Source organism: Collinsella sp. Sow4_E3, assembly GCF_052116285.1.
Taxonomy (GTDB): Bacteria; Actinomycetota; Coriobacteriia; order Coriobacteriales; family Coriobacteriaceae; genus Collinsella.
Map to the genome: position 1 here is coordinate 78,074 of NZ_JBQKLJ010000006.1, position 25,041 is coordinate 103,114.

Genomic DNA, 25,041 nt, shown 5'->3' on the forward strand with positions numbered 1-25,041 from the left:
AGGCGCATAAATGAGCAGAATTTCAAGTAATGGAACAATCGACGGGGTCCGCTTTTGCTGCGCGAAGCGGACCCCGCGGTGGTTATTCTCTGAAGTACAGGTCAAGGAGCCGCCCAAGCTCGCGGTACACGGGGAAGTCCATGATCGGAAAATGCACAAAGCCGATGCGGTCGTGCGCCCCGTCCGTACTGCTGAACCAAGCGTCGCCCGGGGAGAAGGTGCGAGGTGCACCGAGGTCGAGCAGGCGTTCCGCGCCCCATATGAGCCGCGCCTCGGGAAGCGTCGGCTTGAAGAGGACGCGGGTGCTGCACGCCGAGCGCAGCATCGACGGCAAGCCCCCCTCCTCAACAGACGCCTCGGCGATCGAGATGATGGCGTAGCAGCCCGCGCTCGCCCCCATCGTTACGATGCGCTTCACCAGCCCATCAAACGTCGCGAGGCAGTAATCGGGGTCCTCCTTGCTCGCGCGCTTGGGAAACAGCGTGCGGAGTGCCACGTACTCATCCATGAAGAGAAGCGAAACGTGAAGCCTCGCATCCCACCAGTGCACGGCGTCTCCCGTCTCTGTCGACCTGTCGTTGAGGAAGCTCTGTCGCTCTTTGATGCTGTCGGCGAACCGTGATAACGCAGACAGGATTGCGCGAGCGTCCCTGTCAGCATTCAGTGAAACCACGCGAGGAAGTCGGGAGAGCTCGGCCTGCTTGGGGTCTATGATGAGGACTTGCGATCCGTGTCCGTCAGGACCAGCCAACAGGGCTTGGAGCAAGAGGGCGATCATGCCCGTGGTCTTTCCAGCGATGAGCATGGAACCGGAGGTGCGGAGGTCGATGCTCGTGCCGTTTTGAACGCGGAATTCGTAGGCGTTCGCCGGGCACAAATCCTCGACACGCGATGCCTTGATCTCTCGATGCAACGTCACATCTTCAAGGAAGAAGGTCACTTGATTGCATGCGACGTCTGCTTCGGCAAGTACGACGGCGTAGCGGGAGAACCTTCCGCGAAGTCGGGAGCTAATGCTAGGTCCCATCTTCGATATTTCTTCTGCCGTTGAGGATGAGGTTGAGATGGCGAGCTCGAACTGTCCAGGAGCCGTCTCTTTGCAAGAGATGTCGGGAAGAAGCTCGCCTTCTCGCAGGTGTAGAGGATTCCCGTAACGTGGATCAAAGAGCCCCTTCCTAATGCGTGCATGCAACCGTGTTGATTCAGATAGCATGACGTAATGTGTGATCCCTCCCGCAAACAACATGGTCCCAGCGAGGCTAAGAATGGCCGCTGCGGAGGTAAGGTTGCCGCCAAACGCCATCACCGTACTGGGCTCTATGGCGATGGGCGCAAGAATGGTGTTCACGAATAGCCCGATGCAATAAACGCACGCGGCGACCGCAAATAAAGCGACCCCCAGCACACAAAGCTTTGCGCTGGGGGTCGAATACACGATCGCCGGTGCGCCACTGGAGTAACGCACCACAATCACCTAGCCCTTCGCGGGGATGACGGTAATGCCGTCCGCCGTGATGGACAACTGGTTGCGATAATCACCGTAAACCTTTGCGACCACGCCGGTGGGAATGACGTGCTGATTGACGGGAATCTCGATATCGTTCGAAACCTTGATGGAAAGCTTCTCGAAACGATTGCTGACCACCTCGCCTTCGTTTTGGTGATACTGCGTGTTATCGGTTGTGATCACCACGTCGATCTTGGTGCCGCGATGCCCTTTGGTGTTTTAATCAACCCATTTACCACCTCCGACACAAAGGAAACGCTTGCCTTTCGCAAAAGCTTCCCAATCGAACTTCATAAACTGATTCAATTTCCTCATACTCGAACTCCTCTCAATCCAATTATTTGCTGACTCCGCGTTGCGGCTCGCCGTGGACATCGAGATAGAGGCGCAGGACGTTGCGCAAGATCTCCTCGACATTTCTTGTTGCGGCATGAAGATCATCGTCCCCAAACATTGCCCCATGGAGCTTCGTGTGGGCACAAAGAATCTGGCGATACATGACGCGAGAGAACATCTCTTCGGCCTTCAGGGCATGTCGAACAGCTCGTTCAGAACAAGTCGGCATGCTCGCCGAAGACTCCTTTATAGACGACATTGCCGTACTGGTTGTTGAGATGGAGCCGCATTCAAACGGTCCGCGCATGATCTTCGGTCGGGTCATACACACCTCTTTCCTAAAATTGGATATTACCGACGATTCGTCAATCGTCATCGAGCACTCGGTGAGCACATCATGCCATAAGCTTCTGAGCTGGGATTATTTCGCAAGGACCTGTCGTTCTCGACGTCCTCTGATGAGAAGAAGTGGGGCGTAATGGTGACAAAGTATTCAATCACGGAACAAACACAATTTAATAATCACCCAGATGGGGCAAATATGGACATCCAGATATTGAATCGTCGGTATCGTTGGTGTCGCTGAGCCTTCAGGCTGAGGGGGATGGGCCATTTGCGCTGAGTTGCTTGCAAAACGGGGGAGGGGATATCAGAAGAAGGCGGCTTGCAGAAGACATGCCTGAGCGCTAGAGGAGGGGCTGACCAATAGTGTGCTCCTCTTCTGGGGCCAAATCCAAGCGGAGGGGGCATGAGGCCGAGAGGAACTGCTCGTCATGGCTCACCAAAACAAGCGCGCCGGGAAAGGCGGAAAGCGCTCGCTCGAGTGCCTCCACCGAGTGCAGGTCCAGGTGATTCGTGGGTTCGTCCATGACGATGATTTCGGGGGCATCTAGTATACCGCGGGCGAGCATGAGCTTCCGCAGCTCCCCCGGGCTGATGTTCTCGCCGGACAATATTCGTTCGGGATCCGAATTGAGTTGCGCAACGATCGAAAGCAGGGCTCCACGTTCGGCTTGGGGCAGGTCCTTGATTTCCGAGAGGAATTCAATTGAGGATGAATCGTCGACTTCCTGAGGGATATACAGCGTGCGAATGTCCAATCCCGTGGCCTTGCGGCCTTCCAATATCTCCAGGATATGCTTGACCAGTGTTGTTTTCCCCGCTCCGTTGGGGCCGCTTATGCCCAGATGATCGGTATTTCCCAGATAAATCTCGGGAACCCGCAAAGATTGCCTCGGGCCGCACGGTATGCGATCTGAGCTGACGTGAATCAGTGTTTTGCGCGGGCTGGGTTGCGCTTCCATCCACAAGGTGCTTTCGTAGCGCTTTTCGACATGGTGGGCGTCGACGGCGGCTTGCGCGCGCTGGATTCGGGAGTCCATGCGCGAAGCGAGCTTGCCCGCAACGCCGTCTCTGCCAGTGAGAATGGCGAGTTTGATTCGTGCTTTCGCGTCGTGATCCTTCGGATCGACATGACGGGCGCTTCTCTTGGATGCGGACCGTGAGGCGTTTTCAACGCGCCTGATATACTCAGCCTTCATGCGCTTTTCTTCGGATCGCGCAATCGATTTGGCCCGCGCCGCGCTTTCGCGCTCCAGATTCGCCTGCGAGCGAGCTTGGGAGTAGTTGCCGGGGCGCATGGTGACGTGCCCCGACTCAAAGCACAGGCAGTCCTTTGCCAAGGAGTCGAGCAACGCACGGTCGTGCGAGACGAGGAGGCCAATACCCTTGTACTCGGCGAGTGCTTTGCAAATCTGCCTTCTGCATTCTGCGTCCACATGGTTAGTCGGTTCATCCATTGCCAGAAGATCGGGATTCTGCCAAAGCGCGACGGCTATTTGAATTTTCTTCTGCTCGCCACCGGAGAGCTCGGAAAAACGCCAGAGCATATCATCGGTGATGCGGAGCATCCTTCTGAGGTGCGTGGTCGCCGGGGCGAAGTCGCACGCAAAATCGAAGAGCATGGGCGGTTCGACTCCGGCTTCTTGCGCGCAATATGCGGAGACGAGACGCGGTGAAACGACGCCGCGATCTGGAATCAGAAGTCCGCACGCAATGCGGACGAAAGTTGATTTCCCGCACCCGTTGTCTCCGACGATGCCGTGCCAGCCGGGGGCAAATGTCGCCGACACGTTGTCGAGTGCGGGCATTGCGCTGCCAGGATATGCATAAGTAATATGGGAAAGAACGAGGGTGGTGGAGCTGTTCAAATTGGTTCTTGACATTGTGCCTCCTCGGCATGGGGGGCCGCGTTTTGCCGCATATGCTCTGATTGGCTCGTTCCGACCAACGTGAACGCCCGTCGACTCGAGTCAAGCTGAAAGAAAATGAGTCGACGGCAATGCTCGCAAAGGTAGTGTTTAGGATATACGAGGATCAGTGAAAAGACGATACGACAAATGTGCAGCCAGATTTATTCTTGGATAGATGGCAATTTGCAAATTGGCGTCGATATGTATCGTCTACAGCTTCACGAATCCTTTTCCTTTCCGGGGCGCTGGCTTGGCATATGGGCCTGCGCTGAATTCTTCCGTAGAGTCTAACAAAGCAATAATGCGGACGCAAGGAGGCGTTGCGTCTGAAAGCACGCCATTGCGTTGGACGCTTGAAGGGGTTTGCAAGTCGATTGAAAGAATACTAGTGCATCCGCTTCTTGTAACTAGCATGCGATGGTGGGCGTCGTTGTTAGCGCCGGGCGATTTTAGCCGCTAATAGTCAACCGATTTTGACCAATCCCGGTCACCGAATAATGGCCACCGTGCCTCCCCGCCGCCACTACGCTGGTGGCGCCAACACGCCGCCCTCGACAGGCTGCTCGACAAGGCGTCGGTGTTCGTGATGCGGGGCCCCAGCTACCGCGGCAGGGGGCTCGACACGTACTCGGTGGAGGCCGTCCCCCAGGCGGTGAAGGTGAGGGGGATCCAGCCCGAGGGGATGTAGGAATGCGATAGGAAAGTCATAGATGCGGGCGTGTTGGCCAAAATGGGTCGGCCGGGATTGGTCAATCTCGGCCGACTATATTTGGCTAAATTTTTCCGACACTAACATCGTGAATGTTGAGCGAGGTCATCGACTTGATTTTTCTGGTGTTTGAGATATTAGCTTTCGCGATTTACCCTCCAAATTGCAGAGGTTTGAGACGACCGGAAAGGAATGCTTATGCTCGATTCTCCGTTCTTCAGCTACTGGGGAAAGGCGAAAGGAGTTGCTTTTCTCCATCACGGCAATATCGCATCGGGGCTCAAAATCGTAAAAACGTCGTAAGGTACGCGATATGGTTCGCCGGGATCCTAACTAGCTAGGCATTTTTCTGAATCTGCAGATGTTCCCATGACAGATAAACAGTACGCGTTGCATAGGGCGATACCTTTCATATAGAAGGCTGCTAAAGAGTCGAAGCCGGGCGCATACCAAGTTTTATTTCTTGGCCAGTTTGAAGTAGCGCTCAAATATCAATTCGAAAACGTAATAGAACATCAATCGACTGTCGAGGTCCATGCTGCCCAAGCGGATTTCTTTTTGCACGGTGTAGATAGGGTAGTCGGCTAGTTTCGAGAGGGAATTTCGAGAAAAGCCGGTGAGCGTGACAACCTTGCATCCGCGCGTTTTGGCTATCGATGTGGCGTCAATAGACACCTGCGTCTCGCCGCTTACGGAAACGCTGAAGACCAGGTCGTTTTTGCCGAGGAGTTCTGCGTAATGCCTCATGACGTGGCGTTCACTGAGCGTGTCGGTATTCTTGCCCATTATTTTGAGCTTTTCAGCCATCTCGAGGCACGGGTATTTCGAAAAGCCCGAGCAGAAGAAGACGATATGCGAGGCGTCCTGGATAAGACTCACAACCGAATCGATGACCCGGTCGTTAAGCAGATCTTTGGTCTGTACGAGCTGGGTATCAAGAGGAAGTGCCTCGATAGTGAATCGATTGCGATCGAGCGAGGCGGAATACGATTGTTTGAGCTCCGTAAACCCCGAGAAGCCAAGTTTATGGGCAAGCCTGACGATTGTATTGGGAGCGACGAAGAACCGTTCGGCAACGCTCTTAAGCGTGACATCGTCAATATCATCACGCAGCTCGATGATGTAGCGCATGATCTCGCTTTCGAGATCGTTGAGCTTGCTCTCGCCAGCTCGCACATGATCATAAAAAGATTCTTGATCTTTCATAAGATGTTTCAGCCCCTCGCACCTCGCCGTACATATGGTACCGCTTTGTGTAGCCAGGTGAGAAATCGGTAATCGGTCAAGATTGCCTATTGCCCATGAACTGGGCAAACGCGCGTGTCTGCCTACACATATCTGTGTCGTGAGCGAAATCATGTGTCCCCGTTTCGCATTGGCCCACACGGGGACTTGCAAATGACCTTATGTCGCAAAATACCAATCGAAACGAAGCAAGCCGAGGACAGCCGCGGAGCCCAAGGTCTTCGAGAACACCGATCAGCCAACCCTGGAGGGACGGAACATGAAGGATAAGCTCAATATTGTGATCGTTGGCGGCGGCTCCACGTGGTGCCCTGGCATTCTTAAAGCCCTGACCAAGCACATGGACATTCTGCCGCTGAACCGCGTGATGCTCTATGACATCGATGCCGAGCGCCAGCGTCCGATCGGCGAGTTTGGCAAGATTCTCTTCGCCGAGGAGGAGCCCGGTGTGGAGTTTGGTTACACCACCGATAAGGACGAGGCTTACACCGACGTCGACTTTGTGCTCTGCCAGATTCGTACCGGCGGCTACGAGATGCGTAGCAAGGACGAGAAGATTCCGCTGCATATGGGAATCATCGGCCAGGAAACGGTGGGCCCTGGCGGCATGGCTTACGGTATGCGCTCCATGCATGACATGGTTGAGATCGTCAACGACGTTCGCGCCCATAGCCCGGAGGCGTGGATTATCAATTACACCAATCCGGCTGCTATTGTGGCATATGGTCTCGAGCGCGTCCTGCCCGATGAGCATCGCGTTCTCAACATCTGCGACCAGCCTGTCAACCTCATGCGCTCTTACGGTCGCCTGCTCGGTCGCGATATGAGCAAGACGGAGCCTGTGTACTTTGGCCTCAATCACTTCGGTTGGTTCAAGCACATCTACGATGAAGAGGGCCATGACCTCGTCCCGCAGATTAAGGAGTACACGGAGAAGAACGGCTTCCTTCCTGCCGATGCCGAGCAGCGTGACCAGTCCTGGCTTGATACCTACGCCATGGTCAAGGATATGCTCGAGGACTTCCCCGACTATCTGCCCAACACTTATCTGCAGTACTATCTGTATCCCGAGTACAAGGTCGCTCACCTCGACCCCGACTACACTCGCTCCGACGAGGTTATCAACGGTCGCGAGAAGCGCGTGTTCGCCGAGTGCGAGCGTGTTGCCAAAGTCGGCACCGCAAAGAACTCCTCGGTTGTGCAGAACGATGCTCATGGCGATATGATCGTGGAAATCACCTCGGCCATTTATCGCAACACCAACAAGACCTTCATTGTCATCGTGCCCAACAACGGCATTATCGAGGGTATGCCCGATGACGCCATGGTCGAGGTCGCGGCAAGCGTGGGCGCCAATGGCCCGCAGCCCTATGCTGTTGGCAAGATTGGCACCTTCTATCGCGGTCTTATGGAGAACCAGTACGCCTATGAGCGCCTGACTGTTGAGGCTTGGATGGAGGGTTCCTACGAGAAGGCCCTGCAGGCACTCACGCTTAATCGTCTGGTCGGTGACGCAAAGAAGGCGCGTAAGGTGCTCGATAAGCTCATCGAGGCCAATAAGGATTACTGGCCGGAGCTTAAGTAGCTAGTTCCATAGCGTTTGATAACTGTTATGGGGCGTGTGGGTTGTAGAACTGCACGCCCCGTTTCTTTAAGAGGGGTATCCCATGAACAAAGATGAGCTGCTGGCAAAGTTCCAGCGCCTGGGCAAAGTCCTCATGACGCCTGTCCTGATCCTGCCAATCGCCGGCATCCTTCAGGGCTTTGGCAATGCCTTTACCAGCCCCACCCTTACGGCAGCTGTTCCCTGGCTTGCTGCTCCGGGCTTTGCGATTTTCTTTTCGATTCTTAAGGCCGCAGCCGGCATCGTTATGAGCAACATCCCGGTTATCTTCTCGATTTGCCTCGCCTATGGCTTCGCCAAGTCCGAGAAGGCTACCGCGGCGCTTTGTGGCTTTTTGGGCTACATGTGCATGAACTCCGTGATGGGCACGTTCCTTACGGCGACTGGCGTTATCGATCCCGCCAATCTTACGACGGGCCAGAGCACGATCCTCGGTATCACCACGCTCGACACGGGCGTTATCGGCGGTCTTCTGGTGGGTGCAATCGTCGCATGGCTGCATAACCGTTACTACAAGATTGAGCTGCCTGCCGTGTTCTCCATCTTCAACGGCACACGCTTTATCCCGGCGGTAACGCTGCTCTCATGCAGTGTCCTCGCATTGGTCATGTCCTTTGTTTTCCCGTTTATCCAGAACGCTCTCGGTGCGCTGTCCGAGTTCATCAAGACTACGGGTGCCTTTGGTGCATTTGTCTACGGCGCTGGCGAGCGCATGCTCCTGCCTTTTGGTCTGCATCACTTTGTCTATTTACCGTTCTTCTTCACGTCGCTCGGTGGCGTCGAGACCATTGACGGCCAGACCGTTCAGGGCGCTATCAATATCTACAACGCGATCCTGGGCTCTCCTAGCACGCCGTTTAACATCGAGGTCAGCCGTTTTGTCATGAACGGTAAGGTTATCTTCGCCATGTTCGGCCTGCCCGGTGCTGCACTCGCCTTCTACAAGACGGCGCTTCCCAAGAACAAGAAGAAGACCGCAGCGCTCATGATTGCCATCGTGGTGCCTTGCATCCTCTCCGGCATTACCGAGCCGCTCGAGTACTCCTTCCTGTTTATCGCGCCCATCCTCTACGTGTTCCACGCTCTCATGGCTGGTCTTGCCTATGCGCTGACCTATATCCTGCAGTTCAACGTGGCCGGCTCCGCATCCTTTGGCGGCCCGCTCTTGTCGTTGATCTTTAACGGCATTATGGGTGCAGCCAAGGGCTCCAACTGGCAGGTTATCCTGTTCCTCGGCCCCATCTACTTCGTGGTGTACTACTTCGTCTTCAAGTTCATCATTCTTAAGAAGGATCTAAAGACCCCTGGCCGTGAGGAAGAGTCTGGCGATGAGGCCGAAAAGGCTCCCAAGACCGTGATCAGCGACCTCATTCCCGCCATCGTTGAGGCAGTGGGCGGCGACAACAACATTAAGTCTGTCGAGGCCTGCTTCACCCGTCTGCGCATCCAGCTCAATGACTGTGACAAGGTGGTTGATGACGCCGAGTTTACCGAAAAGCTCGAAGCGCGTGGCATCGTGCATGTTAACGGCGGTGTGCAGATTGTCTACGGCAACATGGCATCTAACTACGCAACCCAGATGCGCGAGCTGCTGGGTATGGAGTAAACGCCCCACATATCTATAAAATCCTGTATAAAAGGCGGTGGCAGACAATGTGTCTGCCGCCGCCTTTGAGTTGCCCACGCGCATTTCGTGTATTTGAAATACACGAAATTGCACTGTCGGAGCTTGCAGGCGGATAGACACTACTCGTATGGGACGGTTTTCACCGGTTGCTCGCCACCTTGGGCTATGTTCGCCCCTATGCCTGCATCCGGGGCTGTGTTGATTGACGACGGCGTTCCCAGCGGGCGAGCTTAATCGTCACCAGCGTGAGCGCCCAGGCCACAAGCGAGAACGCGGCGCCCACTGCGCCTACGTACGCAATGCCAATGTTGCTTACCACGGCTCCGCCCACTGCGGTGCCAAACGTGATGCCGACGCTAAACCCATGGGCTTAACCGAGCTTGCGAGTACCATCGACTTGGGATGGCGGCGGCGTGCCACGTCCATGAAGTGCGTGAAGCATGACACCGAGAACAGGCACATGAGCAGCGCCAAGCTAATGTGACAAAGGGGCAGTCCGTTTGTCACATTCCATACCTTAGAAACTTGCAAATTCTTCAAGTTTCTAAGGTAACATCTTATAAACTTGCAAAAAATGCAAGTTTATAAGATTTCATGTCTGGTCGGGCGCTAGGGAGACTCTATGGATATCGTTCGCCGAAGCCGTTATCTTGATCGACTCATTGCTTTTCAGGATACCGACCTCATCAAAATCGTGACGGGCATACGCCGTTGTGGCAAATCAACGTTATTGGACATGATGAGGGACTATCTGGCGCAACAGGGGGTGCCAGCCGAGCGTTTGCTGACCTTTAAGATGGAATCTCTAGAGTACGCGGGAATTACGGATTATCTGACGTTTTATCGTATGGTTCGGGAGCGCATCGACGGCATCGATCATCCCTACCTGTTCTTTGACGAGCTCCAGAATGTCGAAGGTTGGGAAAAGGCGGTCAACTCGCTCCGAGTGGATTTGCCGTGCGATATCTATGTCACGGGCTCCAATGCCTTTTTGCTATCGAGCGAGCTCGCAACGCTTATCTCGGGCCGATATGTCGAGATCAAGATGCAGCCTCTCACGTTTGGCGAATATCTTGATTTTCGCTCGATTGATGCGGTCGCCGCTGAAGGGCTTGGTGAGAGGGTCGAACTTGTTTCCAAGACGGGCGATCGCCTTAATTCAAATACCGTGCTTGAGCAGTACATAACCTATGGCGGCATGCCGTTTCTGGCCCATGATGAGCCGAGACGTGAGCTGTGTCGCGACTATATCCGTAGCCTCTACCAGACGATCGTCGCGCGCGATATCCTGTCGCGTGTGACGCGTAGGGGTCGCGGAGCTATCACCAAGCGCGATGTTCTCGAGCGGCTCTGTGCGTATCTGGCAGACAACATCTCCAACCAAACCTCGGTCAACAAAATCGTAGGGACGCTCAACGAATCAGCGGGCGGTAAGACCAACGCATCGACGGTGTCGGCATATATTGACGCTCTGGAAGAGACGTACCTGTTTACCAAAGTAAAAAGGTATGACATCAAGGGGCGGAAGCTTCTTAAGACAGGCGGTAAATATTACATAGCTGATACGGGAATTCGCAGCTATCTTGACGGATATAGAGGTAGCGATAGCGGAAGGATGCTCGAGAACGTTATCTACAACCAGCTTGTCTTTGAAGGATACGAAGTGTTTTGCGGCCATCTACGCGCGGGGGAAATCGACTTTGTCGCAATCGGCGAGGGATCAGACCGCAAATATATCCAGTTTACCGAACGGATCGATGCCGAGGTGACGAGGGAACGCGAGCTGCGACCGCTCAAGCTAAGCACGCTAGGAAAAATTCCTGATTCGTATGAGAAGATCCTGATTGTCAGGGATGGCGACCATCCAACGGACATCGATGGCATCAGAATCGTGGGGGCAGTCGACTTCTTGTTGAGAAATAAGATTACCCGCGGCTAAACGCAAACAGATCCGTTTCGATGCGACAAAGGAGCAGTCCTTTTCGCATTCCGTGCGAGCCCTCGTGCCGTCTGGGGGTATAAGGCTAGCAAGTGTTTATTTGCGAGGCCTAAGGGGCGCCCCGTATGGATATCGATAACTTTGAATGGTGGTATAGCGAGGGCGAGGTTCCGGACGAGGAGTGGGACGAGCCCGCACCGCATGACGTGTCGAGCGACGAGGACGAGAGCGGCGACGATGCCGTCGAGACGGACGCCGCTTCCGACCCGGCCGAACCCCTAACCTTTGAACAGGCCTGGGCCCAGGCTGAGGCCGACGAGGCAAAGGCCGACGCCACGGCCACACTGGGTGAGCCGGCCGACATGTCCATCTCGCCGGCAAGGACCCCACAGCCGCGTCACACTATCGACCCCGACAGCACGGCATCCTTTAGCATTCTCGACGTGCCCGCGCAGGGCGCCCAGGCGCCTGCGCCCACGCATCGCCCCGATCTGGCTCGCGAGGAAGGCGCGGGCCGGCGCTCTCCGCTCGGCCCCATCCTCATCGCCTTCATGGCCGGCGTTATCGCCTGCTCGGCAATCGGCAGCGTTTGGAGCCATGTTGAGCAGCAGCGCCAAGACGCCGCCAAGGTCGAGATCTCCGTCGAACAATCGCTCAACCGTACGCGCTCGGTGCATGTGTCGGTCGAGGTCAAGGACGGCGCGACGTGGGATACCGCGCGCGGCGACAGCCAGATGCTCATCCATATCGTAGGCCGCACGCTCAAGGGACAAGCGATCGACGAGCACCAATACGTCAATTCCGAAGGTGACGGTATCGAGCTCAAGCCCGGCGACTACGAACTTACGGTCGATGAGCCACCTGTCGCCACCGACGGCACGCGTTTTCGTGCCTCGAAAAGAATGGTTCCCGCGAGCTTTAACTCGCGGGCGCCCGATACGGTCGACACCACCTCGCAGGGCGGGTTTGACCTTTACGTGGATACCCAGTAGGCGCTCGCCGCCCATTTCCGCTATGGCTACTCAATAATCGCCTGCCGTCCCGTCCCACCGCCAAGAGTGGGACAATAGTCCTCGACACTATTGTTTACTTTTGGAGGAAGTAGCATGTCTACCGTCACTACCATCAGGCGCGGCGGCCTCACCGCGGCCATCGATTCCATGGGCGCCCAGCTCACGAGCCTTGCCCTCAACGGCAACGAGTATCTGTGGCAGGGCGATCCCGCTTTTTGGGGCAAGCATGCGCCCATCCTGTTCCCCATTGTGGGCTCGCTGCGCAACAACACGGCGACGTCTGCGGCCGGCAGCTGCGAGATGGCGCGCCACGGCATCGCGCGTATCGTGGAGCACAAGCTGGTCGAGGTGTCGGAGGACGGTTCGTCCGTTACCTACGAGATCACCGATACGCCCGAGTCGCTCAAGGCCTTCCCGTTCCACTTTAAGCTCAACATGACCTATGCCCTGACTGGCGACGCCACTCTTACGCAGACCTTTGCCGTCACCAACACCGGCGACGTGGACCTGCCGTTTTCGGTGGGCGGCCACCCCGCATTTAACGTGCCCGTTCCCGGTGCCGAGGACGAGGCGTTCGAGGATTACGAGCTGGCGTTTACCGAGGCTTGGACTAACGAGGCCCCCATCATCACGCCCGATGGCCTTATGACGTTCGAGGGAAGCTACAAGGCTCCCGATAACTCGGACGTGCTGCCCATCACACACCGTAGCTTCGACAACGACGCCATCATGTTCACCGATACCCCGGGCTCCACGCTCACGCTGCGCAGTCGCAAGTCGGGCCACGGCGTCAAGATTGACTTTGAGGGCTTTAAGTACATTGGCGTGTGGTCTGCCGCCAACGACGCCCCGTTCGTGGCGCTCGAGCCTTGGACCGGACATACCACCATGGACACCGAGGACGACGTCTTCGAGCACAAGGTCAACACCATCACCTTGGCTCCCGGCGCCACCGACAAGCGCGCCTTCGAGGTTACGCTGCTCTAGAGGTTCCGCCGTTCTAACGAACGGCGGACCGGTCGACGCTGCGCGCCACCCAGAGCGACAATTTGTCATTCAAAAGGCAAGGCATGACCAGAAGGTCTATGCCTTGCCTTTTTCATGCCAACTTGTTCGCTCTGGGTGGCGCTCGCTGGCATTGCCGAATCATCGACGTCCCCAACGGCTACCAATCGTTTTCTGTTTGTTAATTTGTATATATGCATCTGCTGGAGGTAACGCTGAGCGGTATCCTGTTAAGTCGTTAGCATACGATTCAACAGGGAAGGCAGATTATGCATTCTCCCCATCAGCGCGACGTGCGTCCACAGCCGGTGTGCAGCCGTCGCATCTTCTTGGGTAGCGCTCTTGCCGCGAGCGCTTCCGTCGTCGCCGGCGCGCTCGCCGGCTGTCAGCGCCCGTCCACGCTCAAGGTGGTTCAGCCCACGACGGGCGGCGGTCGCGACGACCTGTCCGATTCCGTGATCGGCAAGGATAAGATCCGCATCGGCATGGAGGCGGCCTACGCCCCGTACAACTGGCAGGTTTCCGAAGCCAGTGAGTACACCATCCCCATCGACAACGTACAAGGCGCCTATGCCGATGGCTACGACGTGCAGATCGCCAAGATCGTCTGCAAGGCCCTCGGTGGCGAGCCCGTTGCCGTCAAGCAGAGCTTCTCGGGCCTTATCGATTCGCTCAACAACGGCCAGATCGACCTCATCATCGCCGGTATGAGCGCCACGCCCGAGCGTGAGGAGTCGGTCGGCTTCTCCGACCCGTACTTTATTGGCTACTTTGGCCTGTTCGTAAAAGAGGGTTCCCCCTACCAAAACGCCACCAAGCTCAGTGACTTCAGCGGCGCCACGGTGCTCGGCCAAAAGGACACCATGCTCGATACCGTCATCGACGAGATCCCGGGCGTCGTTCACAAAAACCCGGTCGACTCCGTCCCCACGGTGTTCTCGAACCTGCTGCAGGGCACCTGCGACGCCGTGACGTACAACACCGAAAACGAAAAGGGCTACATGGCCCAAAATCCCGGTATCGTCCCCATTCATTTTGCCGAGGGCGAGGGCTTTAAGCAGGAGGTCGCGGCAAACGTCGGCTGCCGCAAGGGCTCGGACAAGCTGCTTAAGCTCATCGACAAGACGCTCAAGGGCGTCAGCCAGGAGGAGCGCGACCAGATGTGGGACGCGTGCCTCGACCGTCAGCCGGCATAGGGAGGCAGCATGAAAGCCATTAATCGTCTGGTCTCCTTTATCAAAGCCGACCATCGTTATGTGTACCTGGGCACGAGCGTCATCGCGGCGCTCGGACTGGCGTTTAGCCAGCGCAACCCCACGCCGCTGAGCTTCCTGGCCCCCACGGGCGTGTTCCAAGATTGCCTTTGGGCGATCCTGTGGGCGTGGCTCGTCGTGTCGGCGGCGGCGCTGGTCACCAAGCTTATGCACTGGAGCGACTATCGCGAAAAGTCGCCGTTCGCATCCGAGCGTTTCCGTCGTGGAGCACGCTTGGGCAGCTACGTCGCGGTCGCCATCGCGGCAGTTTTCTTTATCGACCGCTGCGTCATGTCGTTTATCGACCTGGTGCAGGTGAGCATTGTCTCGGATTCCAACCCCAGCGACTTTTTGTCGAGCCTGGTCTACATGACCTACAAAAGCGGAGACTTCTTCATTCGCGGTATCGAGATCACCATCGCGCTTGCCACCTTCGGCACCGTCATCGCCTTTTTCCTGGCACTGCTCTTTGTGTTTTTGCGCATTCAGACCTTCGATCGCGTGGATAACGACCTGGTGCGCTTCTTTAAGAGCATCGGCCGCGGCTTTACGACCGTCTACTCCACCATCGTGCGCGGCACGCCCATGATGGTCCAGGGCCTGCTCATCTATTACGCGGGCTTCACCGTTTTGCGCGGCATGGGCTTCGAGACCGCCCAGGCCAACCAGATTTGGAGTACCTTCACCGCCGGCCTCGTCACCATTTCGCTCAACTCCACCGCCTACATGATGGAGGTCCTGCGCGGCGGCATCGAGTCCATCGATCCCGGTCAGGCCGAGGCGGCGCGCTCGCTGGGTCTGTCGCAGTGGCAGGCTATGCGTAAAGTCGTGTTTCCCCAGGGCATTAAAAACGCGATTCCGGCGCTCACCAACGAGCTCATCATCAACATCAAGGACTCGTCGGTGCTCTCGGTCATCGGCGTGTTCGACCTCATGTACGCCACAACTACCGTCGCCGGCGTGTACTACCGCCAGATGGAGGTCTACTGCGTGGCACTCGTGGTCTACCTAATCCTGACGCTCGTGGCGAGCCGCCTGCTCGAGGCCTTTGGCAAAAAGCTCGGCGCCGAGGCCCCGGCCACGCTGCCCAGCTCCAACTAGGCTCAAGACGAGGAGAATCATCATGGCAGATACCGCCACTACCGGCGCTGCGGCCGCCGCACAAACCAATGAGCCGCTCATCCGCGTCGAGGGCCTGCACAAGAGCTTCGGCTCGCTCGAGGTGCTCAAGGGCATCGACCTGTCCGTTAACCCCGGTGAGGTCGTTACCATTATCGGCGCTTCGGGTTCGGGCAAATCGACCTTTCTGCGCTGCCTCAACCTGCTCGAGACCCCGGACGCGGGCCATATCTGGTTCCATGGCCAGGACCTCACGGCCGAGCGCTGCAACATTAACAAGCTGCGTGAGGACATCGGCATGGTGTTCCAGGGCTTCAACCTGTTTAACAACATGGACGTGCTCGATAACTGCACGCTTGCGCCCGTCACGCTCAAAAAGATGAGCAAGGCCGAGGCCGAAAAGGTCGCGCTGGAGCATCTGACGAGCGTGGGACTCGAAAAGTTCGCGCACGCCGCCGTGGGTCGCCTGTCCGGTGGTCAAAAGCAGCGCGTGGCCATCGCTCGTGCCCTATGCATGAATCCGCAGATCATGCTGTTCGACGAGCCGACCTCCGCACTCGACCCCGAGATCGTGGGAGAGGTGCTCGAGGTCATGCGCAAGCTCGCTGCCGACGGCATGACCATGGTCGTCGTCACGCACGAGATGGCCTTTGCCCGCACCGTGTCCGATCGCGTGGTCTTTATGGACAAGGGCGTGGTCCTCGAGGACGCCGCGCCGGCGGAGCTCTTTGGCAACCCCAAGCACCAGCGTACCCGCGAGTTCCTCTCGCGCTATCTCGAGGACAAATAACCAACCGCAAATGTTTGCATGGCAGGGCCGTTCCGGTGGGGCGGCCCTCGTCATCACAATCGAAAGGATGTCATGGCCGAGGTTTGGCGCTTCTTTGCGCATGAGGATGATTTTGCCGATTTGGACGAAGTTGGCGCGTGCGAGCGTCTGGGGCGCGTGCTGTCGTTTCCGACCGTTTCGAGTATGGATGCCGAGGCGGTGAACTGGCAGCCGTTCGATGACCTGCGCGCCTATATGCAGCAGGCGTGGCCACATGTGTTCGCGGCGGGCGAGGTCGAACTCATCGACCACTCGCTGCTGGTGACACTTGGCGGTTCCGACCCTGCCCTCAAGCCCGTTATGCTCATGGGCCACATGGACGTGGTTCCCGTGGTGCCCGGCACCGAGGCCGACTGGACGCATGCCCCCTTTAGCGGTCACGTGGACGACACCTACATTTGGGGTCGCGGCGCTATCGACATGAAAGACCAGGTCGCAGGTATTCTCGAGGCGGTTGAGTATGCGTTGGTGCACGGCTGGGAGCACGAGCGGACGCTGCTGCTCGCCTTTGGCCAGGACGAGGAAACCACGCAGTATGGAGCGGGGGCCATCGGCCGCGTGCTCGAGGAGCGCGGCGTTGAACTTGAATACCTGATTGACGAGGGTGACTACCGTATTGTTTCGGCTGCCGAGTACGGCGCGGGCGAGGGCTGGCTTATGCATGCCGACCTTGCCGAGAAGGGCTATGCCGATATCGTGCTCAAGACGAAGAGCGAAGGCGGACATTCGTCCAACCCCTACGGCGGCACATCGCTCGAGGTATTGAGCCGCGCTATCGCCGCAATCTGCGATATCGAGTGGCCGATGCGCGTGACCGATCTGCTTGCCGCGCAGCTTGTCGAGTTGGGGCTCTACACGGCGGATGAGATTGCCGCCAACGGAGGCGTCATTGTTCGCGACTGCCTCGCCAGCAACAAGCTCTATCCGCTCGTGACCACTACCTGTGCGCCCACGCAGATTGAGGGCGGCAGCACTGGCGCCAACGTGATGCCGCAGGATATGTGGGCCAATATTAACTTCCGCATGCTCGAGGGCACGGGCGTGGCTGATGTTGTTGACCGTTGCCGCGAGGCCGTTGCCGCTGCGGGCCTTACCGGGCGCGTGGAGGTCGAACTTGGCCCCGGCAGCTCAGAACCTTCGCCGTCCCCACGTGTTGGCGGACCGGGGCTCGAGGCCGTTCGCACTATTGCCGCCCGCTACTTTCGTGATCAAAAGGGGGCGGAGGAAAACGTACCGAATGCGGCGGGCGGGGCTGCTGTCGGCATTGTGCCCTCAACTGTGATCGGTGCCACCGATGCGGCTAACTATCAGCGTATTTGCTCTGAATGCATTCGCTTTTCGGCGTTTGTGGTCGACGATGACGAGTGCGATCGCGGTGTCCACGGCACCAACGAGCGCATTACCCGCCGTGCCTACCTCCAGGGTGTCCACTTTTTCATCGCTCTGCTTCAAACGCTCTAGAATGTGACAAAGCGACAGTCCCTTTGTTAGCCGTTGTAGTCGTTGGGGACGTTCTTAAACGACTCGTCGTTAAGGAACGTCCCCAACGACTACGTCCACTCATTCCGTGCGGGTTATATGCAGGTTTGCCTGCGCACGCTATCATATATGGGTTAGACCGCAACTATGTACCCTATACGCGAAGGGATGCGCATGTATCTGAAAATCGACATGTTCTAGCTGGGCTTACCCCGCAACGGCGCCATGCGCCCCATCAATTCCGCCGATTTTCACCTTCACGCATATAAAGGAGTTCCGCCATGCGCGACAAGCTCGAAAAGATCATCAAGGCCTACGAGGAGCTCGAGAAGAAGCTTTCCGACCCGGCCGTCGCCTCCGACATCAAGGAGTTCACGCGTCTCAACAAGGAGTACGCGCACCAGTCCGACCTCATTGCCGCTGCGCGCGAGTACATCGGCGCGCTCGACGACATCGAGGCTGCCAAAGAAATGCTCCGTGACACTACCGATGCCGACGAGAAGGAGATGCTCCAGATGGACATCTCCGAGAACGAGGACAAGCTTCCCCAGCTCGAGGAAGACATCAAGTACATGCTCATCCCGAGTGACCCCAATGACGACAAGAACACCATCGTCGAGATCCGCTCCGCCGCAGGTGGCGACGAGGCGGCCATTTTCGCCGGTGACCTGTACAAGATGTACCAACGCTTCTGCGAGTCGCGTGGCTGGAAGACCACCGTGCTCGACTCCAGCCCCAGCGAGGCCGGCGGTTTTAAGTCCATCGAGTTCAAGGTCGAGGGCGACCGTGTCTACTCCGTCATGAAGTTCGAGTCCGGCGTGCACCGTGTCCAGCGCGTTCCCAAGACCGAGTCCCAGGGCCGCATCCAGACCTCCACGGCAACTGTCGCCGTGCTTCCCGAGGCCGAGGAGATCGACGTTCAGATCAACCAGTCCGACCTGCGCATCGATACCTACTGTGCCTCCGGTCCTGGCGGTCAGTGCGTTAACACCACCTACTCCGCCGTGCGCATTACCCACCTGCCCACCAATACCGTGGTGCAGTCGCAGGAGCAGCGTTCCCAGATTCAAAACCGCGAGGTCTGCATGCAGATGCTGCGTGCCCGTCTGTACGAGATGGAACTCGAGAAGCAGCAGGCCGAGCTCGGCGCCGAGCGCCAGAGCCAGATTGGCCACGGAAACCGTTCCGAGAAGATCCGTACTTACAACCAGCCCCAGGACCGCGTGACCGACCACCGTATCGGTTTCAACTCCACCTACAACGGCGTCCTTCTGGGCGACCAACTCGGTGCCGTCATCGAGGCGCTTGCCGCCGCCGAGCGTGCCGAGAAGCTGGCGCAGGCCGTGTAGTAGGTTCCGCCGTTCTACCGAACGGCGGACCGGCCGACGCTGCGCGGGCCGCACCTGTACAATCTGACGTTCAACTTCAAGGGCGCGACCAGAAGGTCAGCGCCCTTTCGTTCCACGTCACCTTGTCTCAAATGCGACCCGCTCGCTGTCCGTCCTCTACCTGCGGCGGGTAGTCATTGGGGACTTATGCTCAACCTGCGGTGCCTCAGAGGTAGTCATTGGGGACGATCTTAAATGACTAGGTTGGGTAAATTACTTTTCGAGTTTATTTAATCTGCTATGTTGGAAATTAATCTGTCTACCTGCTTAAAGTAATTAACAACCTTCATCTGCTATTGAAAATATTGCTCGAAAAATCGTCCAAGAAGTCGCGGGGCCCTTTTTGGTGCGTCGCACGTCAAGTGATTTGGCAAGTTCTTGGTTAGATATTGGTCAGTTTTGGGGCAACCTTGCCAAAAGCTTGACGAATGCAAATCTAGACGTCGGCGAATGAACACTTTGAGCGAGCCCGGTGCAAAATTCTGGGCTGATTCTCGATAATCGCTTCCAATCGTCTCTCGCCGCGTGCCGCCCTCGCGTACAATCTGCTCCGACATTCGCGCGCCGCCCGGCGCTTAAGAGGGGAGGACCCATGGCAAACGAGATCTGGACCATCAGGCGTTGTCTCGAGTGGACCAAGGAGTACCTAGCCGAGCGCGGCGAAGAGCACCCCCGTCTTTCTGCCGAGTGGCTGTTGTGCGCAGCCACGGGCCTAGCGCGCATCGACTTATATATGCGTATGGACGACACGCTCGATGCAGCGCAGCTCGAGACCATGCACGCGGCGGTTGTCCGTCGCGCCAAGGGCGAGCCGCTGCAGTACATCACCGGCAGCACGCAGTTCCGCATGATCGACGTCGCGTGCGCCCCCGGCGTGCTCATTCCACGTCCCGAGACCGAGATGCTCGTCGAGGAAGTCCTCAATTATCTGGATGCCGAGGTTCTGAGCCCCGAGGCTGCCACCCGCCAGCGCGTAGAGTTGCCATGGAACGACGAGGTCGAGCAGGCGCGTAAAGCCGAAGTCGCATTGGCTGACGAACGCGCGACTGCCGAGCGCCGTGCCGCCAACCTCACGGCTGCCGATGAGGCGGCGTTGGGCGGAGACGTGCTGGGCAGCCGAGCTTATGCCGAGGAGCTGGCCGATCGTGAGGCCGAGGAAGCCGCCGCGCAGGCAGCTGAGGCCGAGACCGCGGAAGTCGCCGAGCCCGAGCTCGACGAATACGGCATTGCCATCGAAGGCGTCGAACAAGAGACGGCCCTAGTGCAGGATGCCGCCGCGTCTGTGCCTGCCGACCCCCGCATTGCCCGCGTTCTCGAGGTCGGCTGCGGCACAGGCTGCATTTCGCTCTCCCTTGCTTGGGAGCGTCGCGGCCATGTCGCCTGCACCGCTACCGATATCGAGCCGCGCGCCATCGACCTGGCCACCAAAAACCGCGATGCACTCGGGCTGACGTCCGATGAGGTCGCCTTCAGCCTCACGAACCTGGTGAGCTCTATCCCCCGCGAGGAGTGGGGCACCTTCGACGTGCTCGTTTCCAACCCGCCTTATATCCCGACTGACGTCATGCGCTCGCTGCCGCACGAGGTCAAGGACTTTGAGCCCGATTTGGCGCTCGAGGGCGGCGCCGATGGCCTTGATATCTTCCGCCGCCTGCTCAATGCGGCGCCCTATATGCTGCGCGCCGGCGGCCTGTTTGCCTGCGAGCTCTATGAGGGCGCCCTCGACGCCGCGGCCGAGCTCTGCCGCCAGGCGGGTCTTTCGGACGTACGCATCGTCCGTGACCTCACCGATCGTCCCCGCATCGTTCGAGCTATCGTCACCGAGCCCAAACAACGTCAGTAAAGTACGAAGCTTATTGGCGGCGCGGCGGCGGGAGCGCTGCGCCGGAAATGTAAAGAGGCTTGTCACGGCTCAATTACCCCTCACTTTCACCGACTGCTATAGCCGCTCACCAAACCAACATGCGCTGTGGACAAATAGGTTAAACGTTTCGTGCGAGAATGCCCCTCAGTAAACAAACTTTCACCAGAGCGTAAGGGGCTGGCATACACATGCAGACGGTCTATCGGGTATTCGAGGGAGCGCGCGAGCCGCATCGGCTCGCCGTCGAGCGTACGGCCGAGGTGCTCGGCCGTGGCGGCCTGGCCCTAATCCCAACCGAGACCGTCTATGGCGTCGCTGTGGCAGTCAACGCCTTCTCGGACGCCGTGCCCCAAGATACAAGCGAATCTCTGCCGTGGCCGCGCGATCCGCAGGCTGCCGTCAACGGCGCCGCGGTGCCCGCGCTCGGTACCGGCTACCGTCGCATCTTTACCCTCAAGCAGCGTGAGCTCACCCAAACGGTCGCCTGGCTGGTCGATGATGCCGAGGCCCTCGACCGCTACGGCGTGGATATCCCAGAAGAGGCACGCATACTTGCCCGACGATGCTGGCCGGGCGCCCTGACTATTGTGGTCAAGGCGGCTCCCTGCGTGCCGACCTTTATGCGTGCCGTCGACGACACGGTGGCTCTTCGCGCGTCGGCATCGCCCGTGGTACAGGCGCTCATCTGCACCTGTGGCAGCCCACTTGCCTGTACGAGCGCCAATACACACGGCGCGCCCGCGCCGGCAAGCTTTGCCGACGTTGAAGACCGCATTCTAGAAGGGGTCGACGTGGCCGTCGACGCGGGCGAGACGCCGTGCCGCGACGCTTCGACCATCGTGTCGTTCCAGCACGGCGGGCTCCAGATCCTGCGCCAAGGCGCACTTCCCGCGTCAGAGATTGAGCGGGTCCTGTCCGACCCGATGCAACAGAAAGGTGTAAGCGATGTCGTTGAATCTGGGCAGCCTGGGCATGGAAGATGCCTCGTTTGACTTTGGCGGTTCCTACATCATGGCGCTCGACTGCGGCACCACCTCGGTACTTGCGACCATCGTCGACGAGTACGGCTGCATCGTCGCCCAAGCGCGCCGCAGCGTCAAAACCAGCTTCCCGCGTCCCGGCTGGGTGGAGCAAGACCCCATGGCGGTCCTTGCCAGCCAGATTGCGGTCATGATGGAGGTTCAGTTTAAGAGCGGGATTCATTCCGATCGCATCGCCGCCATCGGTATCTCCAATCAGCGTGAGACCACGGTGGTCTGGGACCGCGTGAGCGGCCAGCCCATCTATAACGCCATCGTATGGCAGTGCCGTCGCACCGCGTCTCTGATCGATAATTTGGTTGAGCAGGGCGCAGAAGAGCTGGTGCGCTCCCGCACGGGGCTTACGCTCGACCCGTATTTCTCGGCCTCCAAGGTGCAGTGGATTCTCGACAACGTCGACGGCGCACGCGAGAGCGCGGCGGCGGGCGACCTCATGTTCGGCACCATCGACACCTGGCTCATCTACAACCTCACCGGCAGCCAGGTCTTTGCCACCGACTACACCAATGCCAGCCGCACGGCACTCTTTAATATCCATACGCTCGATTGGGACGACGACCTGCTGGCGCTCTTTGACGTTCCACGTTCCATGATGCCCGAGGTTCGTTGGAGTTCGGGCGACTACGGCCGCGTCGCGAGCGACATCATGACCAACATGCCACCCATCATGGGCGTGGCGGGAGACCAGCAGGCGTCGCTGTTCGGCCACTGCTGTTTCCATCCCGGCCAGACCAAAAACACCTATGGTACTGGTTGCTTTATGCTCATGAACACCGGCGACGAGGTCGTCGAATCCAAGAACGGTCTGGTCTCCACCATCGGTATCGCCGCGGACGGGAAGATCAGCTATGCACTCGAGGGTTCCATCTTTGCCGCCGGCTCCACCATGAACTGGCTTCGCAACAACATGGGCATCATCTCGAGCGTGAGCGAGTCGGCACAACTCGCCGCTTCGATTAACGACAACGAGGGCTGCTACTTCGTTCCCGCCTTTGCGGGTTTGGGCGCTCCCTGGTGGGACCCGCGTGCCCGCGGTATCGTGTGCGGTCTGACCGGCGCCTCGAGCCGTGCGACCATCGTACGTGCCGCCTGCGAATCCATGGCATATCAGAGCTACGACGTGCTGCGCGCCATGGAGCAGGACGTGGGGCTTTCGATCGAACGCCTGTCTGTCGATGGCGGCGCGTCGCGCAACGAGTTCATCATGCAATTCCAGGCCGACCTGCTGGATATCCCCGTGCTGCAATGCGAGACGGTGGAGACCACGGCAATCGGTGCCGCGTACTTGGCGGGCCTTGCCGTCGGCTATTGGGAAGACCTGGAAGAGCTGGAGCAAAATGCCCAGATCGTTAGGACCTTCCTTCCCCGCATGTCCGCCGAGCGCCGCGAGCAAAACCTTGCGGGCTGGCGCGATGCGGTCAAGCGCTCGCTCAGTACCGCACAGTAGGGCTGCGACGGGCCACTCGATACAGCAAACCGCTAAACTTGTGTATGGCGCGCGGCGGCAACATCGCTGCGCGCCATGCCAGCAAGGTCGTTTTACGGCCGCAACGAAAGGGGCAATCAACTCATGACCGTTACCTACGATGCGTCCCGTGTGACGCTTGTCGATCATCCGCTCGTTCAGCACAAGCTGTCGATCCTGCGCGACAAAAACACCGGCACCAATCAGTTCCGCCAGCTCGTGCGCGAACTCGCGCTTTTTGACGGCTACGAGGCCATGCGCGACCTGCCTATGGAAGACGTCGAGGTCGAGACCCCCATCACTACCGCCACGTTCAAACAGCTCGCCGGCAAGAAACTCGCCATCGTGCCCATCCTGCGTGCGGGCCTTGGCATGGTCGACGGCATCCTCGACCTGGTGCCCTCCGCTCGCGTGGGACACATCGGTATGGAGCGCGACGAGGTTACCCACGAACCGCATGAGTATTACTGCAAGATGCCCAAGGATATCGACCAGCGCATCTGCCTGGTTGTCGACCCCATGCTCGCCACGGGCGGGTCGGCCGAGATGGCCATCAGCTACCTGCGCGAGCGCGGTGTCAAGGAAATCCGCATGCTGTGCATCGTCGCGGCCCCCGAGGGCCTCAAGTCGCTGACCGAGAAAGACCCAGATGTGCATATCTATACCTGCGCCATCGACGACCATCTCAACGAGGCTGCCTACATCGTTCCCGGCCTCGGCGACGCCGGCGACCGCATCTACGGCACGCTCTAGTCGCTGGGCTAAGACGGCCGCGGCTGCAAATACGAAGAAACGGTGCGCGCGGACGAACAAAAGTCGACCGCGCGCACTCCTGTTAACGGACGTTTTGCCCTGCAGGGTTCGAGAAAAACGTATTACCGTACCTGCGGCATAAAGAAGGTCTTAAGAAAACGAACAGGTGCGTATTAACCGATGCTTTTTCGGTTGTACTTTAGCGATTGGCTCGTACAATAGTCACCAATGTTTGGCGGGAACTGTTCTGTGAAGCGTTAAAAAAGAAAGTGAGGACGCCAGTGTTTCAGATAGCCGATCTGCTCGCTATCGTTGCAGGCGCCATCGCGGGCGCGGTCGCCTTTCTTCCCTTTGTTTTTACGCTCAAGCCGGTTCTTGACGATAAACAGAATGCGGACATGCTCAAGGGTATGGTGAGTCTGGCGGTCTCGGCAATCGCCCTGCTTGTCTTTACCTTGGTTGTGTTTGTGTTGTTCGGAGAGGCATTTCGCATGTTCCTCCTGGGCGAGGCGATCGGCTTCGTGGCCTTTATGGCCGCCTGCACGGTTCGTGTCGCCAAGGCGCTGCGAGATCCTCATGAGGTCGAAAGGTAAG

Annotated in this window: 22 protein-coding genes; 15 read left to right on the forward strand and 7 right to left on the reverse strand. The window is 58.1% G+C overall.

The window, feature by feature from the left end:
* Window positions 1–82: 82 nt before the first annotated feature.
* From ACTQ48_RS05505 to ACTQ48_RS05525, 5 genes are all read right to left on the reverse strand, one after another.
* On the reverse strand, window positions 83–1,027 hold the full coding sequence (locus tag ACTQ48_RS05505) for a hypothetical protein (RefSeq protein ID WP_441570336.1): 945 nt from the start codon (window positions 1,025–1,027) through the stop codon (window positions 83–85).
* A gap of 447 nt (window positions 1,028–1,474) precedes the next feature.
* Entirely contained in the window at window positions 1,475–1,690 is a 216-nt protein-coding gene (locus ACTQ48_RS05510; protein WP_117743463.1) for a hypothetical protein, read from the reverse strand.
* Between the two features lie 154 nt (window positions 1,691–1,844).
* Window positions 1,845–2,168: a hypothetical protein gene (locus ACTQ48_RS05515; RefSeq protein WP_117734898.1), complete on the reverse strand. Its 324-nt coding sequence runs from the start codon at window positions 2,166–2,168 to the stop codon at window positions 1,845–1,847.
* A 361-nt stretch (window positions 2,169–2,529) separates the two neighbouring features.
* Window positions 2,530–4,068 carry an ATP-binding cassette domain-containing protein gene (locus ACTQ48_RS05520; RefSeq protein WP_117743464.1) on the reverse strand — a complete coding sequence of 513 codons (1,539 nt, stop codon included), beginning with the start codon at window positions 4,066–4,068 and terminating at the stop codon, window positions 2,530–2,532.
* A 1,192-nt stretch (window positions 4,069–5,260) separates the two neighbouring features.
* On the reverse strand, window positions 5,261–6,010 hold the full coding sequence (locus tag ACTQ48_RS05525) for a MurR/RpiR family transcriptional regulator (RefSeq protein ID WP_117757480.1): 750 nt from the start codon (window positions 6,008–6,010) through the stop codon (window positions 5,261–5,263).
* A gap of 298 nt (window positions 6,011–6,308) precedes the next feature.
* Here ACTQ48_RS05525 and ACTQ48_RS05530 point away from each other — a divergent pair, with 298 nt between their 5' ends.
* Together ACTQ48_RS05530 and ACTQ48_RS05535 are read left to right on the forward strand one after the other, a co-directional pair.
* Window positions 6,309–7,634 (forward strand): 6-phospho-alpha-glucosidase, encoded by a 1,326-nt coding sequence (locus ACTQ48_RS05530; protein WP_089573127.1) that lies wholly within the window; start codon window positions 6,309–6,311, stop codon window positions 7,632–7,634.
* Between the two features lie 82 nt (window positions 7,635–7,716).
* Window positions 7,717–9,279 carry a PTS transporter subunit EIIC gene (locus tag ACTQ48_RS05535; RefSeq protein ID WP_427794056.1) on the forward strand — a complete coding sequence of 521 codons (1,563 nt, stop codon included), beginning with the start codon at window positions 7,717–7,719 and terminating at the stop codon, window positions 9,277–9,279.
* 196 nt (window positions 9,280–9,475) lie between these two features.
* Here ACTQ48_RS05535 and ACTQ48_RS05540 read toward each other — a convergent pair whose 3' ends face one another.
* Window positions 9,476–9,619 (reverse strand): hypothetical protein, encoded by a 144-nt coding sequence (locus ACTQ48_RS05540; RefSeq protein WP_195838622.1) that lies wholly within the window; start codon window positions 9,617–9,619, stop codon window positions 9,476–9,478.
* Window positions 9,613–9,807 carry a hypothetical protein gene (locus ACTQ48_RS05545; protein WP_441016976.1) on the reverse strand — a complete coding sequence of 65 codons (195 nt, stop codon included), beginning with the start codon at window positions 9,805–9,807 and terminating at the stop codon, window positions 9,613–9,615. The genes ACTQ48_RS05540 and ACTQ48_RS05545 overlap by 7 nt, the downstream gene beginning before the upstream one ends.
* 115 nt (window positions 9,808–9,922) lie before the next feature.
* Between ACTQ48_RS05545 and ACTQ48_RS05550 the strand changes: the two genes are divergently transcribed.
* The 13 genes from ACTQ48_RS05550 (at window position 9,923) to ACTQ48_RS05610 (ending at window position 25,040) form a co-directional block, all read left to right on the forward strand.
* The gene (locus ACTQ48_RS05550) at window positions 9,923–11,239 is read left to right on the forward strand and encodes an ATP-binding protein (RefSeq protein WP_441570337.1); all 1,317 of its coding nucleotides are present in this window, start codon (window positions 9,923–9,925) and stop codon (window positions 11,237–11,239) included.
* A 125-nt stretch (window positions 11,240–11,364) separates the two neighbouring features.
* Window positions 11,365–12,231 carry a hypothetical protein gene (locus tag ACTQ48_RS05555; protein WP_441559644.1) on the forward strand — a complete coding sequence of 289 codons (867 nt, stop codon included), beginning with the start codon at window positions 11,365–11,367 and terminating at the stop codon, window positions 12,229–12,231.
* A gap of 114 nt (window positions 12,232–12,345) precedes the next feature.
* A complete protein-coding gene (locus tag ACTQ48_RS05560; protein ID WP_427719707.1) occupies window positions 12,346–13,239 on the forward strand; it encodes an aldose 1-epimerase family protein in 894 nt (297 codons plus the stop codon).
* Window positions 13,240–13,526: 287 nt separating this feature from the next.
* Complete coding sequence (locus ACTQ48_RS05565; RefSeq protein ID WP_441016985.1) at window positions 13,527–14,453, forward strand: transporter substrate-binding domain-containing protein; 927 nt, start codon at window positions 13,527–13,529, stop codon at window positions 14,451–14,453.
* Window positions 14,454–14,462: 9 nt separating this feature from the next.
* Window positions 14,463–15,611 carry an amino acid ABC transporter permease gene (locus ACTQ48_RS05570; RefSeq protein ID WP_154518357.1) on the forward strand — a complete coding sequence of 383 codons (1,149 nt, stop codon included), beginning with the start codon at window positions 14,463–14,465 and terminating at the stop codon, window positions 15,609–15,611.
* A 22-nt stretch (window positions 15,612–15,633) separates the two neighbouring features.
* Window positions 15,634–16,419: an amino acid ABC transporter ATP-binding protein gene (locus ACTQ48_RS05575; protein WP_154518360.1), complete on the forward strand. Its 786-nt coding sequence runs from the start codon at window positions 15,634–15,636 to the stop codon at window positions 16,417–16,419.
* 72 nt (window positions 16,420–16,491) lie between these two features.
* On the forward strand, window positions 16,492–17,919 hold the full coding sequence (locus ACTQ48_RS05580) for a M20/M25/M40 family metallo-hydrolase (RefSeq protein WP_441570338.1): 1,428 nt from the start codon (window positions 16,492–16,494) through the stop codon (window positions 17,917–17,919).
* A 299-nt stretch (window positions 17,920–18,218) separates the two neighbouring features.
* Window positions 18,219–19,286: a peptide chain release factor 1 gene (gene prfA / locus ACTQ48_RS05585; RefSeq protein ID WP_154518366.1), complete on the forward strand. Its 1,068-nt coding sequence runs from the start codon at window positions 18,219–18,221 to the stop codon at window positions 19,284–19,286.
* Window positions 19,287–19,917: 631 nt separating this feature from the next.
* Window positions 19,918–21,168, forward strand: coding sequence for a N5-glutamine methyltransferase family protein (locus ACTQ48_RS05590; RefSeq protein ID WP_441031993.1), 1,251 nt, complete (start codon window positions 19,918–19,920; stop codon window positions 21,166–21,168).
* Window positions 21,169–21,377: 209 nt separating this feature from the next.
* Window positions 21,378–22,181 carry an L-threonylcarbamoyladenylate synthase gene (locus ACTQ48_RS05595; RefSeq protein ID WP_441570339.1) on the forward strand — a complete coding sequence of 268 codons (804 nt, stop codon included), beginning with the start codon at window positions 21,378–21,380 and terminating at the stop codon, window positions 22,179–22,181.
* Window positions 22,135–23,676, forward strand: a complete 1,542-nt coding sequence (gene glpK, locus ACTQ48_RS05600) for a glycerol kinase GlpK (RefSeq protein WP_441570340.1) — start codon at window positions 22,135–22,137, stop codon at window positions 23,674–23,676. The genes ACTQ48_RS05595 and glpK overlap by 47 nt, the downstream gene beginning before the upstream one ends.
* 123 nt (window positions 23,677–23,799) lie before the next feature.
* Window positions 23,800–24,447 carry a uracil phosphoribosyltransferase gene (upp, locus tag ACTQ48_RS05605; protein WP_441570341.1) on the forward strand — a complete coding sequence of 216 codons (648 nt, stop codon included), beginning with the start codon at window positions 23,800–23,802 and terminating at the stop codon, window positions 24,445–24,447.
* A gap of 281 nt (window positions 24,448–24,728) precedes the next feature.
* Window positions 24,729–25,040, forward strand: a complete 312-nt coding sequence (locus tag ACTQ48_RS05610) for a hypothetical protein (protein ID WP_055286330.1) — start codon at window positions 24,729–24,731, stop codon at window positions 25,038–25,040.
* Window position 25,041: the final 1 nt, after the last annotated feature.

Excerpts from the sequence above, each read along its gene's own strand:
- ACTQ48_RS05505 (WP_441570336.1), bottom strand. The coding sequence starts at position 1,027 with ATGGGACCTAGCATTAGCTCCCGACTTCGCGGAAGGTTCTCCCGCTAC.
- ACTQ48_RS05515 (WP_117734898.1), bottom strand. The coding sequence starts at position 2,168 with ATGACCCGACCGAAGATCATGCGCGGACCGTTTGAATGCGGCTCCATC.
- ACTQ48_RS05520 (WP_117743464.1), bottom strand. The coding sequence starts at position 4,068 with ATGTCAAGAACCAATTTGAACAGCTCCACCACCCTCGTTCTTTCCCAT.
- ACTQ48_RS05525 (WP_117757480.1), bottom strand. The coding sequence starts at position 6,010 with ATGAAAGATCAAGAATCTTTTTATGATCATGTGCGAGCTGGCGAGAGC.
- ACTQ48_RS05530 (WP_089573127.1), top strand. The coding sequence starts at position 6,309 with ATGAAGGATAAGCTCAATATTGTGATCGTTGGCGGCGGCTCCACGTGG.
- ACTQ48_RS05535 (WP_427794056.1), top strand. The coding sequence starts at position 7,717 with ATGAACAAAGATGAGCTGCTGGCAAAGTTCCAGCGCCTGGGCAAAGTC.
- ACTQ48_RS05550 (WP_441570337.1), top strand. The coding sequence starts at position 9,923 with ATGGATATCGTTCGCCGAAGCCGTTATCTTGATCGACTCATTGCTTTT.
- ACTQ48_RS05555 (WP_441559644.1), top strand. The coding sequence starts at position 11,365 with ATGGATATCGATAACTTTGAATGGTGGTATAGCGAGGGCGAGGTTCCG.
- ACTQ48_RS05560 (WP_427719707.1), top strand. The coding sequence starts at position 12,346 with ATGTCTACCGTCACTACCATCAGGCGCGGCGGCCTCACCGCGGCCATC.
- ACTQ48_RS05565 (WP_441016985.1), top strand. The coding sequence starts at position 13,527 with ATGCATTCTCCCCATCAGCGCGACGTGCGTCCACAGCCGGTGTGCAGC.
- ACTQ48_RS05570 (WP_154518357.1), top strand. The coding sequence starts at position 14,463 with ATGAAAGCCATTAATCGTCTGGTCTCCTTTATCAAAGCCGACCATCGT.
- ACTQ48_RS05575 (WP_154518360.1), top strand. The coding sequence starts at position 15,634 with ATGGCAGATACCGCCACTACCGGCGCTGCGGCCGCCGCACAAACCAAT.
- ACTQ48_RS05580 (WP_441570338.1), top strand. The coding sequence starts at position 16,492 with ATGGCCGAGGTTTGGCGCTTCTTTGCGCATGAGGATGATTTTGCCGAT.
- prfA (WP_154518366.1), top strand. The coding sequence starts at position 18,219 with ATGCGCGACAAGCTCGAAAAGATCATCAAGGCCTACGAGGAGCTCGAG.
- ACTQ48_RS05590 (WP_441031993.1), top strand. The coding sequence starts at position 19,918 with ATGGCAAACGAGATCTGGACCATCAGGCGTTGTCTCGAGTGGACCAAG.
- ACTQ48_RS05595 (WP_441570339.1), top strand. The coding sequence starts at position 21,378 with ATGCAGACGGTCTATCGGGTATTCGAGGGAGCGCGCGAGCCGCATCGG.
- glpK (WP_441570340.1), top strand. The coding sequence starts at position 22,135 with ATGTCGTTGAATCTGGGCAGCCTGGGCATGGAAGATGCCTCGTTTGAC.
- upp (WP_441570341.1), top strand. The coding sequence starts at position 23,800 with ATGACCGTTACCTACGATGCGTCCCGTGTGACGCTTGTCGATCATCCG.